Source organism: Flavobacterium caseinilyticum, from assembly GCF_004349085.1.
GTDB lineage: Bacteria > Bacteroidota > Bacteroidia > Flavobacteriales > Flavobacteriaceae > Flavobacterium > Flavobacterium caseinilyticum.
Window position 1 is genome coordinate 229,622 of record NZ_SMFM01000001.1, and the last position, 15,139, is coordinate 244,760.

General features: G+C 37.0%; 10 protein-coding genes and 1 tRNA gene. 6 read left to right on the forward strand and 5 right to left on the reverse strand.

Translation table 11 applies throughout. The annotated features are described in order from the left end of the window. Nucleotides 1-7 precede the first annotated feature (7 nt). Nucleotides 8-1,033 (reverse strand): hypothetical protein, encoded by a 1,026-nt coding sequence (locus E0F89_RS01050; protein ID WP_131908014.1) that lies wholly within the window; start codon nt 1,031-1,033, stop codon nt 8-10. 315 nt (nt 1,034-1,348) lie between these two features. Here E0F89_RS01050 and E0F89_RS01055 point away from each other — a divergent pair, with 315 nt between their 5' ends. Then, the gene (locus E0F89_RS01055; RefSeq protein ID WP_131908015.1) at nt 1,349-3,427 is read left to right on the forward strand and encodes a TonB-dependent receptor family protein; all 2,079 of its coding nucleotides are present in this window, start codon (nt 1,349-1,351) and stop codon (nt 3,425-3,427) included. A gap of 22 nt (nt 3,428-3,449) precedes the next feature. On the opposite strand, the gene E0F89_RS01060 is transcribed toward E0F89_RS01055, so the two are convergent. Both E0F89_RS01060 and E0F89_RS01065 read right to left on the reverse strand, forming a co-directional pair. Next, on the reverse strand, nt 3,450-3,893 hold the full coding sequence (locus E0F89_RS01060) for a c-type cytochrome (RefSeq protein WP_131908016.1): 444 nt from the start codon (nt 3,891-3,893) through the stop codon (nt 3,450-3,452). A 3-nt stretch (nt 3,894-3,896) separates the two neighbouring features. Beyond that, on the reverse strand, nt 3,897-5,021 hold the full coding sequence (locus tag E0F89_RS01065; RefSeq protein WP_131908017.1) for a PQQ-dependent sugar dehydrogenase: 1,125 nt from the start codon (nt 5,019-5,021) through the stop codon (nt 3,897-3,899). A 479-nt stretch (nt 5,022-5,500) separates the two neighbouring features. Here E0F89_RS01065 and E0F89_RS01070 point away from each other — a divergent pair, with 479 nt between their 5' ends. Then, nucleotides 5,501-5,908, forward strand: a complete 408-nt coding sequence (locus tag E0F89_RS01070) for a DUF2452 domain-containing protein (protein WP_131908018.1) — start codon at nt 5,501-5,503, stop codon at nt 5,906-5,908. Nucleotides 5,909-6,152: 244 nt separating this feature from the next. Here E0F89_RS01070 and E0F89_RS01075 read toward each other — a convergent pair. Both E0F89_RS01075 and rseP read right to left on the reverse strand, forming a co-directional pair. Beyond that, nucleotides 6,153-6,226, reverse strand: a tRNA-Asn gene (locus tag E0F89_RS01075). 138 nt (nt 6,227-6,364) lie between these two features. Then, entirely contained in the window at nt 6,365-7,708 is a 1,344-nt protein-coding gene (gene rseP / locus E0F89_RS01080) for an RIP metalloprotease RseP (RefSeq protein WP_131908019.1), read from the reverse strand. A 190-nt stretch (nt 7,709-7,898) separates the two neighbouring features. Between rseP and E0F89_RS01085 the strand changes: the two genes are divergently transcribed. From E0F89_RS01085 to E0F89_RS01100, 4 genes are all read left to right on the forward strand, one after another. Further along, nucleotides 7,899-8,966 (forward strand): NADH:flavin oxidoreductase/NADH oxidase, encoded by a 1,068-nt coding sequence (locus E0F89_RS01085; RefSeq protein WP_131908020.1) that lies wholly within the window; start codon nt 7,899-7,901, stop codon nt 8,964-8,966. 337 nt (nt 8,967-9,303) lie between these two features. Then, nucleotides 9,304-10,344 (forward strand): Gfo/Idh/MocA family oxidoreductase, encoded by a 1,041-nt coding sequence (locus tag E0F89_RS01090; protein ID WP_131908021.1) that lies wholly within the window; start codon nt 9,304-9,306, stop codon nt 10,342-10,344. A 276-nt stretch (nt 10,345-10,620) separates the two neighbouring features. Next, nucleotides 10,621-11,832 carry an MFS transporter gene (locus E0F89_RS01095; protein WP_131908022.1) on the forward strand — a complete coding sequence of 404 codons (1,212 nt, stop codon included), beginning with the start codon at nt 10,621-10,623 and terminating at the stop codon, nt 11,830-11,832. A gap of 466 nt (nt 11,833-12,298) precedes the next feature. Beyond that, nucleotides 12,299-15,136 carry a carboxypeptidase-like regulatory domain-containing protein gene (locus E0F89_RS01100; RefSeq protein ID WP_131908023.1) on the forward strand — a complete coding sequence of 946 codons (2,838 nt, stop codon included), beginning with the start codon at nt 12,299-12,301 and terminating at the stop codon, nt 15,134-15,136. Nucleotides 15,137-15,139: the final 3 nt, after the last annotated feature.

A 15,139-nucleotide genomic window follows, 5' to 3' on the forward strand; every position in this document is an offset into this window, starting at 1 on the left:
TGGTAAATTATTGGTATTGGATGTAAATCGGTTTTGGAGTGAATTTCACTAACTCTTCCGGACTGTACATTTTCCAATCCTTTTTATTGTCATTTTTATAAAATAATTTAAAACCGGCAAACTGTACAGGTTCTCTGTAAATATAACTCACGTAAGAATCTTTTTTTAATACCTTACTACCAAAACCATCCATATCCATTACAATTTGAACTTCAGGAACGGTCTTGATTTCTTTATAATTTTTCACCATTCCTTGAGTAAAACGATGTATCACCAATACTTTTGGAGTCAGTTTGTTTTTGCGTACAATATCTGCCAAAATAGTAATCGCGTCGTTAATATCCGCTGCCGTAAAATGACCAATTTTAGAACCTGGACGTTCACCGTTTTTCATCGAAAATTCCGGATCAAGTCCAAGATGCACGTTAGGCATGGAAAGGTATTTTTCCAATTCCGCGACCTCAGCTTTCACCGTGCTATGCCCTACTTGAATATCCAAAAACACCAATGCATTGATGGGTTTTGCCCAACTGATGATAGTGTCAATTTGTTTAAAGGGCATGCGGAGGCGATGCATATTGTTTTTCCCTGGTTCGCCCTGAGCGGTTACAGCAATGTAGTGCAAAGCTGGAATTGCTGTAGTGGTAGAATCGGCTGCCTGCCAATTGGCGACTTCCCCTTGCAGTTTTGCCAACATTTCTTTTCTAGGAATTTCACCAAGAATTCCCATTCTGGTAGAATATAAATTTCCATAAAACGCAATAATTCTATTATAAGGCAAAAGTGCACCTGGCAGTGGATAAGGAGCTTTTACAGGCCATCTTCCCGTAGTATCATTGTTGCTTAAAGCAATCATTCTTTTGTTGAAATCAAGCGTGTCAATGGTAAGAACCGTCTTTTTTTCGATAGAATCCGCTTTTCCGGTTTCTGATTTCTCTGCGCCATTTACAGCATCAGCTGCTTTTCCTTTTTCACAAGAAATATTTAAAAGCAGTAGTGGAAGTGTGATAAATGCAATTGATAATTTTTTCATAAGTAGATGATGTTATTTTAGATGTAAATGGTACAAGGCAATTTAAACATAATTTTTATTTAAATACATCACAAAGGTATGTTTTTTAAAGAACGCCTTTTCTTTTGAAGTAGTGTTTGGGAGCGCTATTTTTTATATAATTTACGGTTTAACAAGGCATTTTAGTAATTTTTGCATTGCGGAAAGGATTTTGATTCACAAAAACGGAAACAATCACGGTTCTTAACACAAATCTAATTTGCAATAGATTTTTGAAGATAAAAAGAAAAACCTAACTTTATAAACGTTTATAACTCATTTAAATATTCAAGCAAATTGTTCAAAAATTCCTTTCCTATCCTCCTTTTTTTATGCAGTGCTACTGCTGTTTTTGGACAAATAAAAAAAGATACTATTGCCCTTTCAGAAATCACATTAAAGGGTTCACCTATCAAAAATGTACTGCAGAATACGGCTTCTTCCGTTTCAGTTATTACTACTGCCGACATTAGTAAAAGTGACGGAATTATATTGACTCCGGTTTTAAACAAAATTCCTGGCGTTACGATGCAACAAGGCGCTTTGAATACCAACAGGATTACGATTCGAGGCATTGGCGCGAGATCTCAATACGGAACCAATAAAATAAAAGCCTATTTTGACGGGATTCCACTAACTTCTGGCGAAGGCGAAACTACGATTGACGACATTGATTTGGCAGCAATTGAAAAAATAGAAATCATAAAAGGACCAAATTCCACTAGTTTTGGTTCTGGTTTGGGCGGAGTGATTCAGCTGTTTTCAAGAGAAACTCCATTATTGGAATCGTTCGGGAAATCAACGGTCACTTTTGGGAGTTTTGGATTGCTGCAAAACCGGCTTTCAGCAGGGTACAGTGATTCCAATACGAATGTATTCACAAGTTTTACGGATTTACAAAGTGACGGATTCAGAGCTAACAGTTCCTATAACAGAAAATCATTCAATCTGCATGGCAAGCAAAAAATCAGTTCTAATGGAAGTTTGTCATTTTTAGGAACGTTTACCCGATTGAAAGCTTTTATTCCGAGTTCTATCAATGAGACTGATTTAAAAAACAATCCGGAGAAGGCAGCTGCTACCTGGGCAGCGGCGCAAGGTTTTGAGTCTTATGATAAATTCATGATTGGGTTGGGATACGACCATCAGTTTTCTGAAAAATGGTCTATACAAACCAGTATTTTTTCTAATTTTAAAGACGCTTACGAACCCAGACCTTTTGATATTTTGGACGAAGATATTAGTTCGGCAGGTTTTCGTTCCAATGTGAATTATAAAGACCGACTGTTTTCGTTACCATTTGAACTGAGTTTGGGAACCGAATTATTAACTGAAAAGTATGATTATTCTCTTTTTGAAAATTTGTATCAATCACAACCGGGTCAGGGAAGCATTGAAGGCGACGAGTTCAGCGCCATCAAACAAAATAGAAATTACAGCAACTACTTTTTACAAATGGAACTATGGATTTCAGAAAAACTGCATCTGGAAACCGGAATGGCATTAAACACAACCAAGTATTCGTTAGAAGACATTTTCAAAAATAATTCTGGCGGTCAAAAGATGCCGTTTACTTTTGGAAATGTGTGGTCGCCGAGAGTTGGCCTGTCCTATAAAGTAAGCAAAGGAAAAAACATATTTACATCCGTCAGCAAAGGATTTTCGGTTCCGTCAGTTGCTGAAACTTTGACTCCCGAAGGTCAAATAAACACCGATTTGAAACCAGAAATAGGTTGGAATTATGAATTGGGTTTCAAAGGGAATTGGCTTAAAAATAAAGTATATACTGAAGTAACATTTTACACCACACAAATCAAAAATTTATTGGTGGCACGACGCACTGCCGATGATCAATTTGTAGGGATTAATGCAGGCAGTAGTTCACATTCGGGATTGGAATTTTTGGTTAATTACAAACTTTTGGAACTGACCCAATTTCAAATCACACCTTATTTTTCGGGAGCGGTGAATAATTTTAAATTCAAAGAATTTTTGGATGGTAACGCCGACTATTCGGGAAACCAATTGACGGGCGTTCCCGAAAAGCAATTCAATTTTGGAGTGGATTTAAACACAAAAAACGGATTTAGTGTCAACACGTCTTTCCGAACGATGGGTAAAATTCCGTTAAACGATTCCAATACCAAATACAGTGAGCGGTATTCGTTGCTTGATATTAAAACAACCTATGTTTTTACGATTCTTAAAATCCTTAAAACAGAGTTGAATGCCGGAGTCAATAACGTATTGGATACTAAATATGCAGCCAATATCTTGCCCAATGCTGTTGGTTTTGGCTCTGCAGCTCCACGTTATTTTTATCCGGGAAATCCCGTCAATTATTATGGTGGATTTTCGGTAGCGTACATTTTTTAGATAGAAATCCCAAGTCCAAATTTTATTTTTTAATGGCAGCGACTTCTTTCTCGGTAACAATTTTGGTTTGTTTATTGCTCCAAGAAGTCATGATGTAATTCATCACATCGGCAACTTCCTGATCCGTAAGTCCCATCGCCGGCATGCTGCTATTGTACTTGATTTTATTGACAACAATTTCGCCACTTTGTCCAAATTTTACGGCAGCGATACTTTGATTTCTCTTGGTTTTCAGCCAGTCAGAGCCGTCAAGAGGAGGGAAGTTCTTACTGTCTCCCTTGCCATTTGCACCATGACATTGCATGCAAAAATCAGCATAAATTTCTTTTCCGGGTGACTGAAATTTTGAAACAACTGCGGTTTCACTATTCAAGTCAATGTAGTTTTCTTGGTGAAATGGGTTTTCGAAAGAGAAGCTTCCCAATACAAATATTGCAAATCCCAGAAATAATTTCGTTGTCAACATAATTTAATTCGGTATAATTTTTACAATTCCTTTTCCTTCCACGCCCATATAAATAAAACCATCCGGACCTTGCGCCACATTACGGACACGACCAATATCAGTTGCGATTTTTTGTCTGCCGATAACTTCATTGCCTTTCAACTTTAGCAATTCTAGGTATTGGAATTTTAAAGAGCCTACTAGTAAATGGCCTTTCCAATCTGGATATTTATCACCAGTTACAAAAGTCATTCCGCTTGGAGCGATGGATGGCAGCCAATAATAAATAGGTTTTTCAATGCCTGGTTTTTCGTTTTGTTTGCTGATGGTTGTTCCGTCATAATCGATGCCGTAGGTTACCACCGGCCATCCATAATTAGCCGCTTTTTTGATAATGTTGATCTCATCTCCACCTTTTGGACCATGTTCATGTGTCCAAATTGCTCCTGTTACGGGATTTTTCGCCATTCCTTGCGGATTGCGATTCCCGTATGTGTAAATCGCTTCTTTTGCTCCGGTCTGACCTACAAATGGATTGTCTTTAGGAATGCTTCCGTCATCATTTAATCGGTATATTTTTCCGCCATCGCGCTTGATGTCTTGTGGATTTACAAAATGCTCGCCACGTTCACCTATAGAGAAATACAAATACCCTTCGTTATCAAATACAATTCGGGAACCAAAATGCTGTCCTTTTGTAGTATTCGGAGTGGCTTTGTAAAGCGATTCGATTTGTGTCAGACTTCCGTCCAATAATTTTGCTCGAATAAGTTTTGTGTGACCGCCAGTTCCTTCGCCTTCATCTGAAGCGAAAGTCATGTAGATCCAGCCATTTTTAGCATAATCAGGATGTAAAGCAATATCTAACAATCCGCCTTGTCCGCGAGAATATACTTTAGGAACATTTTTGATTTCTGTTTTTGTACCGTTTTTGACTTGATATAAAACACCACTTTTTTCGGTCACTAACATGCTGCTGTCTGTTAACCAAGTCATGCCCCAAGGAATAGCAATATCTGATGCTACGGTTTCGAGCGTGTAGTTTTTTACTTCATCTGTAATCGCAATGTCATTGGATTTTACCTGCGCATCGCAACTGAAAGAAAGAAAAGATATAATTGAAAGTGAAACTAATGTGATTTTTTTCATGAGTTTGGTTTTTGAGTCTTTGTAAGACATAAATCTTTTTAAAGATAGTAAAAGAGGATTTAAATATTCAATTCAGTATATAATTTTGCTTTAAATTAACAGATAAAAAACACAGTCTAGTGATAGAAGATTATTGGTCAAACTGTAATTTGGTGTTTTAAGTAGCGTGTAGTAGAAACTAAATCAAAAGTTTAAAAGGCTTCTGTTCAATTCTATGAACAAGAGTTTTAAAGAAAAAATATTATTATCTGTAGTCTTTTGTTGCCTTTTTGGAAAGATTATAAAACTTAGCCACTCTTGCGATTATCTTTTTTACTTTCTCTCTTTTATTTGAAGGTGGGATTTTTATATTTTTTGTTTAACTTTGCGACTAAAAAATTAAACAAAATAGTTGTTTTTAAATGCACACTTTAAATTTGTAAATTGAAAAACATTAATTTATTGCTTAAAAGTAATTGGAAAATATAAATTAAACTTAGATGAAAAATAAAAAACCAGATAATGTTGTATACACAGTCGAAGCAGGATATAATGCCAATGTTCTACCTTACGGAACTGGAGTTGGAGCACCGGTGATTAGAGTTGATGATGTGGTTTCTTGGAAAAGCAGAGGAATTGACAATGTGAATAAGGAGCTGGGGAATAAATTTAATGAACTCAAGCTTCAATATGAAAAGTTGATGCAAGAATACGAATGGAACGAATTGGTGTATAGCGCTAAATTTTCATTTGAACCCGTTATTGGCGAAATCTATCATTTGTACAGAGATGCTGAAGGCGTAAATTTTCTATCGTTGATAGGACCTGATGAATGGAATAAGGAACATATTGGTACCTTTAAACTGAATAGTGATAAAAAATGGATTCTCCTGAATGCCCAAGATTAGCAGTTGTAGTAAGTTGAGAACGGTTGCAAATTAAAATTAAGAGAAATCTATTGTTAGATAAGTAAATGGATTGAATAAAAAAGGTATTCCAAAATGACATTTTGGAATACCTTTTTTTTCATGCAACTCTGAATAGTGGAAATAATAAAATTTCTATTCTCTACTGAATCGCCATGAAGTCCCGCTTTCACTACAGCTTTAAAACAAAAAAGACCTTACATTGCTGTAAAGTCTTTTTAAAAAGCTCCCTCTCTTGGGCTCGAACCAAGGACCCTCTGATTAACAGTCAGATGCTCTAACCAACTGAGCTAAGAAGGAAACTATATATTTTTATTCTGATACTGAATGAACGTTTTTGAGTGCTTATTAGTGAGGTGTGTTTCACTTCTAAAGCGGTGCAAATATAGGGCTTAATTTGTTTTTTGCAAACAAAATTAAAACTTTTTTCAATTTTTTTTACTTCCCTACAATTGCCTTGTAAATGTCGTTTCCGTTAGCGAATAGTAACAGTGTTATAAGTAATACGAAACCAACCATTTGAGCGTTCTCTAAGAATTTATCACTTGGTTTTTTACCGCTGATGATTTCATATAATAAAAACATTACATGTCCACCATCTAGTGCAGGAATAGGCAATAAGTTCATTACTCCAAGCATGATTGATAATAAAGCGGTGATGTTCCAGAAAACTTCCCAACTCCATGTATTAGGAAAAATATCGAATATCGCTTTAAAACCACCTACTTGTTTGTAAGCACCGGTACTTGGACTGAAGATCATTTTCAGCTGTTTTCCGTATCCTACTAGTTGATCTTTCCCTTTCGTAATTCCTACCGGGATTGATTCCATCAAACTAAATTCCTGTTTGCTGATTTTATAATAACCTAATTTCTCTAGTGACGCCATACCTAATCCTCCAACACCAATTCCTAGTTTACCGTCATTAGAAACGATAACGGGTACTTTTATTTCTTTCTCGTCTCTTAAAACAGTGGCAGTAATCGTTTTGTTTTTGTTGCTTTCCAAAACTGTTTTTGCCTGGTCAAAATATTTTGTTGGTTGATTGTTTAGTGCAAGTACGATATCTTTCGGTTGCAAAGCGGTATTTTTAGATCCGGGCGTGACACCTCCAACTACAAACGGCATTCTAATATCCAACAAAGTGCTTTTTTCCTGTTTGGACAATTGATCTACAAAATCATTTGGCATTTTTATCGCTTGCTCCGTTCCATTTCTTTCGATAATTACCTCTTTTGCCATAATGACTTTCATAGTAAGGTCATTGTCAAATTTGACTATTTTTTCCCCGTCAACAGAAACAACGCGATCACCAGTTTTAAAGCCTACGTTTTGCATAGCCTTGTTTTCAACTAATAAACCATCTTTCAAATCTTCATTAGCAATATAGGTATCGCCGTAGGCAAATGCCATTCCGATATATATAATGAAAGCCAAAATGAAATTCACGGTAACTCCTCCCAACATAATAATCAAACGTTGCCAAGCTGGTTTAGAACGAAATTCCCATGGTTGTGGTGGTAAAGCCATTTGTTCCTTGTCCATACTTTCGTCAATCATTCCGGAAATTTTCACATAACCACCCAAAGGCAACCAACCGATACCGTATTCAGTTTCACCAATTTTCTTTTTAATAAGGGAATATTTAACATCAAAAAATAAGTAGAATTTTTCGACTCTGGTTTTAAACAATTTTGCAGGAATGAAATGTCCTAATTCGTGAAGTATAATCAGTAATGATAAGCTCAATAAAAATTGAGAAAGCTTGATAAATATATCCATTTTTTAATTTTAGTTCTTTTACAACTGACAAAAGTAAGGTTTTCTATTTGTTTATTTTACAATAATTGTTCCATACCATTTTAAAAGTTTGTTAATTAATAGAAATTCAATTCTTACTTTGGTCTGTGAATCTTAACTTTACTTTTTTGAAATGAGTATTTCTTGTTTCTTTCACTTTTAAAATTAAAATATGTCTTCAAAATTATTTTCTCCTCTTCCAATAAAAAATATCACGTTAAAAAACAGAATTGCTATTTCACCAATGTGCCAGTATTCGGCTCAAGATGGCTTTGCCAATGATTGGCATCTTGTACATCTTGGCAGTCGCGCCAGCGGTGGAGCAGGACTAATCATTCAGGAAGCGACTTCAGTTTCTCCCGAAGGCCGAATTTCTCCAGAGGATCTAGGACTTTGGAAAGACGAGCAAATCGAAAAAATGCAGCAGATTAATGAATTTATTATTGCTCAGAAATCGGTTCCCGGAATCCAATTGGCGCATGCCGGAAGAAAAGCAAGTGCCGCATCACCGTGGAACGGAGGCCGAAAACTAGACGCAACACAAGGCGGCTGGGATACCGTGGCGCCAAGTGCAGTTGCGTATCATTATACTGAAAACGCTCCTGTTGCATTAGATGAAGCGGGAATTAAAAAAGTAGTTTCCGACTTCAAATCAGCTACAAAAAGAGCCTTTCAAGCAGGTTTTCAGGTAATGGAAATTCATGCGGCGCACGGGTATTTGTTGCATCAGTTTCTTTCTCCTTTGTCTAATTTTAGAACCGACGAATATGGTGGAAGTTTCGAAAACCGAATCCGTTTAACACTCGAAGTACTGGATGCAGTTCAATCAGAATGGCCGGAAAACCTGCCTTTATTCGTTAGAATTTCGGCTACAGACTGGGCAGAAGGCGGTTGGAATGCTGATGAATCTGTAAAGCTTTCGAAAATACTAAAAGAAAAAGGCGTCGATTTAATCGATGTTTCTTCAGGAGGATTAGTGTCACACCAACAAATTCCGTTAGGTCCGAATTACCAAGTTCCTTTTGCGGAAAGCATAAAAAATGAAACCGGAATTCTGACTGGCGCCGTAGGTTTGATTACCGAAGCTGCTCAAGCCGAGGAAATAGTAGCTTCAGGAAAAGCGGATTTAGTACTTTTTGCCAGAGAATCCCTTAGGAATCCTAGTCTGGGATTGACATTCGCACATGATTTAAATGCGGATATCGAATGGCCTAAACAATACGAAAGAGCTAAAAAGTAAGTTTTTGATTTTGAAATATATAAGTCATTTAAGTTTTACTTTTAAAAATTATAAAATAACTGTATAAAAATATTGCAATTGTTATATGAACTTATATGCCTTATATGTTAAAAAATAGGTTTCAGTCTGTATTTTTGAAATAAAAGAAATGACAAGAACCTCACGGCATAATTAATTTTAAAAAACTTATATGACTTATATGTTAAAAAAAAACAGGTTGCAGTCTCTGCTTTGAAAGAAAATAAATGACAAAAATTTCACTAATTATTTGATTTTAAAAAACTTATATGGCTTATATGTTTAAAAAATACACGCCAATAATTTGAAAAATAATACCATGCAAAAAATAAAAACTGCTTTACTTTCCTACGGCATGTCCGGGAAAGTATTTCATGCTCCTTTTTTAAATTTTCACCCGGGATTTGAACTCCTTGGTTCTTGGGAACGAAGTAAAAAATTAATCCACCAGGATTTTCCTGCTGTAAAAAGTTACGCCACGCTGGAAGAGTTGTTAGAAGAGGATGTAGATTTAGTCATCGTAAATACTCCGGTGGAAACACATTATGAATATGCAAAACAACTGCTTCTTGCCGGAAAACATACCATTGTCGAAAAAGCTTTTACCACAACCGTTGCCCAAGCGCAGGAATTAGCGGCTATAGCCAAAGAAAAAGGATTGAAACTGGCCGTCTTCCAAAACAGAAGATGGGACAGCGATTTCAAAACCGTCCAGAAAATTATTTCAGAGAAAGTATTAGGTGACATCGTGGAAGCCGAATTCCACTTTGATCGCTACAATCCTATTTTAAGTCCGAAGCAACACAAGGAAACCGTTAATTCGGGTGCAGGAATTCTGAAGGATTTGGGACCACATTTAATCGATCAGGCGTTGTGTTTATTTGGGTTGCCACAATCCGTTTTCGCGGATATACGTATCACACGGGAACATTCTTTGGTAGATGATAATATTGATATTTTACTGTATTATTCCAATTTCCGTGTCCGACTCAAAGCTGGGTTTTTTGTTCGGGAAGCGATTCCAGCCTTTGTTATTCATGGCAAGAAAGGTTCGTTCCTGAAACCCCGTGGTGATGTTCAGGAAGACGAATTAAAACTAGGAAATAAACCAAATTTAGAAACGTGGGGAACGGAATCCATTGAAAAACGGGGACTTTTGCACACTGAAATTAATGGAGAAATTGTTCAGGAAATTATCCCCACACTTCAAGGTAATTACTACGAATTTTTTGACGGAGTTTATCATTCGATTATAAATGACGTTATAGAACCGGTGACGGCACAAGAGGGCGTTCAGGTTATGCAAATTATTGAAGCTGCGATTCAAAGCAGCGCGCAGAAAAAAGCAATTGATTTGTAACAAGTTTTTGTCAAAATAGAAATTTAGCCACAGATTCACAGATTTTAACCTATATGAAATCAGTGAATCTGTGGCCTTTTTATTTAAAAACCAATTGTTAGATTTATAAAATCTACCACGAATTCGCTAATTTCTATACTTTTTAAAAATTAGCGAATTCGCGGTAATCACTTTTTATAAACAATAACGTTGTATTTTTCCTCACTTATATTGCTTGAATACAAACAATGATTGCTTTTTGTAATTTTGACCCGTTAAATGCTAAAATAAATCACTTTGATAGATTTAAACTTTTTAGGAAGGTCAAAAACGAAAGCCAAACTCAAGAAAACATACACACAAGCTAAGGTTTCTTATTTGAACCGAATCCGTTGGGCGGTTTCGATGTTCTATTTTGGGATGGGTTTGTGTTTCGCCACTTGGGCAAGCCGAATCCCGGATATTAAAACCGCTTTGCACCTCAGCGAAGGCGATTTAGGAAGTATTTTATTCGCTTTGCCGTTAGGACAATTAGTGATAATGCCTTTTTCCGGAAAATTAGTGACCCGTTTTGGCAGCCACAGAATCTTGATATTCGCCCTTTCATTATATGTTTTTAGCATGACAAATTTAGGATTGGCTATTGCCGCTTGGCAATTGTCATTGGGATTATTTGTGTTTGGAATCTTTGGAAATTTATCTAATATCGCCGTAAACACGCAAGGCGTCTACACCGAAGTACTGTTCAAAAAGACGATCATGTCCTCCTTTCATGGGATGTGGAGTTTTGCAGGATTCATGGGAGCAATACTAGGATTAGGAATGCTGGCTTTTGAATTATCACCTTACATTCACTTTCTCATTGTCGCCGGAATCGTATTTTTGATGATGGCTTTCAACTATAAATTTTTAATAAAAGCCAAAGAAACTATCCGAACCGAGAAGAAAAAATTGTTCACAAAACCGGACAGTGCCTTGATTTGGTTGGGAATAATCGGGTTTTGTTGCATGGCCAGCGAAGGCGTAATGTTCGACTGGAGCGGTGTTTATTTCAAAGAAGTCATCAAAGCGCCCGGACCATTAGTTATTTTGGGATATACTTCTTTTATGATTATGATGGCCGGCGGACGTTTCTTAGGAGACGGTCTGATCCGTAAATTTGGGCGAAAAACAGTAATGCAAATCAGCGGAATCATGATATCAGCAGGGCTTTTTACAGCCGTATTCTTCCCTTTCGTCATTCCCGCAACCATCGCATTTATGTTTGTTGGTTTGGGAGTTTCCACGATAGTTCCCACAGTTTACAGTGTGGCTGGAAAAAACCCAAATGTGTCGCCCAGCGAAGCCTTAACAACAGTTTCCAGCGTCAGTTTTCTGGGATTTCTGATGGGGCCGCCAATTATCGGTTACATAGCGGAGTTGTCAAGCCTCAGATTTTCATTCGCATTCATCGGCGTTTTTGGGATTCTCATCGCAATAATGGTGTCCCGAATCAAGGCAATCGAGTAACTATAAATTCTTAGGAGCACTATATTTCGTTTCCATAAAAACATTTTCTCCCGCTGTTCACAGTATCCACGCCCAAAAGCGTGGGATACTTGCTGCCATCGGGGCTACTAAATTCGTTAGTGTTATCTAAGAGCTTTTCCAAAAATACAGCTGAAAAAACTGATTATAAAAAATATTTTTAGCTGAATATCAGATAGTTATAATTTTTTTGGTTATATTTAGTCCACGAATTCTTTTAAGCAGTATTTCGATTTTATGCTGAATTTTAAATACCACTTATTTCAGCAGTAAATCATTAAAAGTATATACCACTTTTCCAAAATTCACTTTTAATTATTCAGTGTAGTTATTCCACTTCGGATAACGTTTGCTATGCTTTTAGTTCAACCGTTGCATTTGATTGTAGCGGTTGAATTTCTTATTGATTTCCAGCTTTTAAAAATATAAACCATAATCCGTTGCATCGATGAATAAATTTTACGTTGCTTTCTTTTTTATCATTCAACAAGGATGTGTTACGGCACAAAACAACACAGGATTTTTTGGAAAAATCGTGGACTCAAAAACGCAAAATCCATTAGGTTTTGTCGTCGTCAGTATTCAAAATACTACCTTGATGCAACTCACAAAAGATGATGGTAATTTCAGTTTTGATTCTGTTCCCACAGGAAATATATTGCTTTTGGTACATAGTCAGGGTTTCAAAGATGGCTTGTATCCCGTTGAAATTACCGAAGGACAAATGCTGGATTTAGGAATCATAACTTTAGAAGAAGATCAATCCACAGAACAACAAAACAGTATCATCACACTCATTGAAAGTGATTTTGGTGAAGACAACAGCAGTTCCGAAAGTACTTCCGGACTCCTTCAATCTTCCCGAGATGCTTTCTTGCAAGCCGCAGCCTTCAATTGGGGACAAGCTCGTTTTAGAGTTCGCGGATTAGACAGCGAACATTCCACGATGATGATTAATGGCGTTTCCATGAACAAAATTTATGATGGAAGACCGCAATGGGGCGAATGGGGCGGATTGAATGATGCGCTCCGCAATCAGGAATTCACATTGGGAACTGCTCCGTCGGATTATACGTTTGGCGGGATTTTAGGAACGCAGGAAATCAATACGCGGGCTTCTATTTACAGACCCGGTTCCCGAATCACATTTTCATCAACCAATACCAATTACAGTTGGCGCACGATGGCAACACATGCTTCCGGTATGAATTCCTCTGGCTGGGCTTTTGTCGTATCGGCAGGAAAACGCTGGGCACAGGAAGGTTATTTTGAAGGGACCAATTATGATGCAAATTCCTTTTTTATAAGCCTCGAAAAAAAGTTGGGCGAGAAGCATTCATTAAATCTGACGGCTCTGTACACGCCGAATTCCAGAGCCAAAAATTCACCAAATACTGCCGAAGTTACACAATTGACAAACGTAAAATACAATTCATATTGGGGTTTTCAAGACGGTGAAAAGAGAAACGCTCGTATTAAAACCATTGAAGAACCCACATTTATGCTGAATCACTATTTTAAAATCAACGATAAAACCAACCTGAATTCAAGTTTGATGTATCAATTTGGAACAATTGCCAACAGCAACATCGATTATCAAAATGCGAATAGTCCAGATCCAACTTATTACAGAAAGATGCCCAGTTATTACAGCTCGCTATATGCACCGGATAACGGAGAATTTTCGGGAGCATTTACTCCAGATTATGAAAATGCGGAGAAAAGCAAAGCTCAGTTTTTAGCCAATCCTCAAATTGATTGGACGGCATTATACCAAGCGAATCAAAATCCAGTTTTGGATGCTAATGGTACAATAACGGGCTACGAACCCACAAAAAGCAAGTACGTTTTGTATGAAGATCAAGTAGAAGATGAAACGGCGGTGGCCACAACTAATTTGAGTGCGCAACTCTCAGAAAATATTTTCATGAATGCCGGAGCATCGTTCAAAAAACTAAAATCGCATAATTCACAAAAATTATTGGACTTGCTTGGCGGTTCTTATTTTGACGATATCGATGCTTTTTACGGCGGAAATCAATCCCAGTCTGATCTTAATAATCCGGACCGACAAGTAGTTGTTGGCGATACTTACGGCTACAACTTTAATTTTTTAGCTAATACTGTAGAAGCGTTTACCCAATTCAAATTCACGTATAGCAAAGTGGATTTCTATCTGGCGCAAAATTTTTCAAGAGCAGATTATCAAAGGGAAGGTTTGTATAAAAACGGAATCTATGAAAGCAATTCCTTCGGAAAAAGTGAAAAAGTGGTGTTTGAAAATTTTGGATTCAAAGCCGGATTCAATTTGAAAATTTCCGGGAAACAGTTGGTGACTTTCAATGCGGCACACTTGACTAAAGCACCTTCTTTGAAAAATACTTTTGCAAATTCCCGATTGAGTAATGCAATTGTAAACGGAATAGAAAGTGAGAACATCAGCAGTTTGGATGCGAGTTATGTGTATCGGTCTCCAAAACTCAAAGCCCGGCTGACAGCTTATTACTCCCTAATTAAAAATGCGACTCAAATTTCCTTCTTTTATGCCGAAGGGATTTTTGATGATGGAGCGGGATATTTAAACACCGATGCTTTTGTGAGTCAAACATTAACAAAATTGAATAAGAAAAATATTGGTGCCGAATTCAGTTTGGAATACCAATTGACGCAAACATTTAAAACCACTTTTTCGGCAGCTTTTGGAGAATTTACCTATGACAGTAATCCAAAAGTGACGTTGACAAACGATGCCGAAGCAACTCCAGAAAATACCAGTCCAGTTTTTGATTTTGGAACGGCTTCCCTTAAAAATTACAAGCAAGCCGGAATGCCACAACGCGCATATTCCATAGGAATTGAGTATCGAGATCCAAAATATTGGTGGATCAGCGCCAATGTAAATTATCTCACCAATAGTTATATTGATATTTCACCCATTTCAAGAACCGAAATATTTTATAAAAATCCTGCAAGCGGTTTCAATTTTCCAGAGGCGACTGAAGAAAGAGCCGCAGAATTATTAAAACAGGAAAAATTTAACCCTACGATGTTGCTCAATCTTGTGGGTGGAAAATCATGGCGTATTTATGGAAAGAATGTCGGGATTTTTGCCAGCATCAATAACGTGCTTAATGTAACTTATAAAACCGGTGGTTACCAACAAGCCCGAAATGCTAATTTCAGACAAATTAATCAAGATTTTTCCAGCGGCACGCCTTCTTTTGGACCAAAATATTTCTACGGATACGGAAGAACGTATTTCGTGAACCTTTATATCAATCTCTAAATT

Excerpts from the sequence above, each read along its gene's own strand:
- E0F89_RS01050 (WP_131908014.1), bottom strand. The coding sequence starts at position 1,033 with ATGAAAAAATTATCAATTGCATTTATCACACTTCCACTACTGCTTTTA.
- E0F89_RS01060 (WP_131908016.1), bottom strand. The coding sequence starts at position 3,893 with ATGTTGACAACGAAATTATTTCTGGGATTTGCAATATTTGTATTGGGA.
- E0F89_RS01065 (WP_131908017.1), bottom strand. The coding sequence starts at position 5,021 with ATGAAAAAAATCACATTAGTTTCACTTTCAATTATATCTTTTCTTTCT.
- E0F89_RS01070 (WP_131908018.1), top strand. The coding sequence starts at position 5,501 with ATGAAAAATAAAAAACCAGATAATGTTGTATACACAGTCGAAGCAGGA.
- rseP (WP_131908019.1), bottom strand. The coding sequence starts at position 7,708 with ATGGATATATTTATCAAGCTTTCTCAATTTTTATTGAGCTTATCATTA.
- E0F89_RS01085 (WP_131908020.1), top strand. The coding sequence starts at position 7,899 with ATGTCTTCAAAATTATTTTCTCCTCTTCCAATAAAAAATATCACGTTA.
- E0F89_RS01090 (WP_131908021.1), top strand. The coding sequence starts at position 9,304 with ATGCAAAAAATAAAAACTGCTTTACTTTCCTACGGCATGTCCGGGAAA.
- E0F89_RS01100 (WP_131908023.1), top strand. The coding sequence starts at position 12,299 with ATGAATAAATTTTACGTTGCTTTCTTTTTTATCATTCAACAAGGATGT.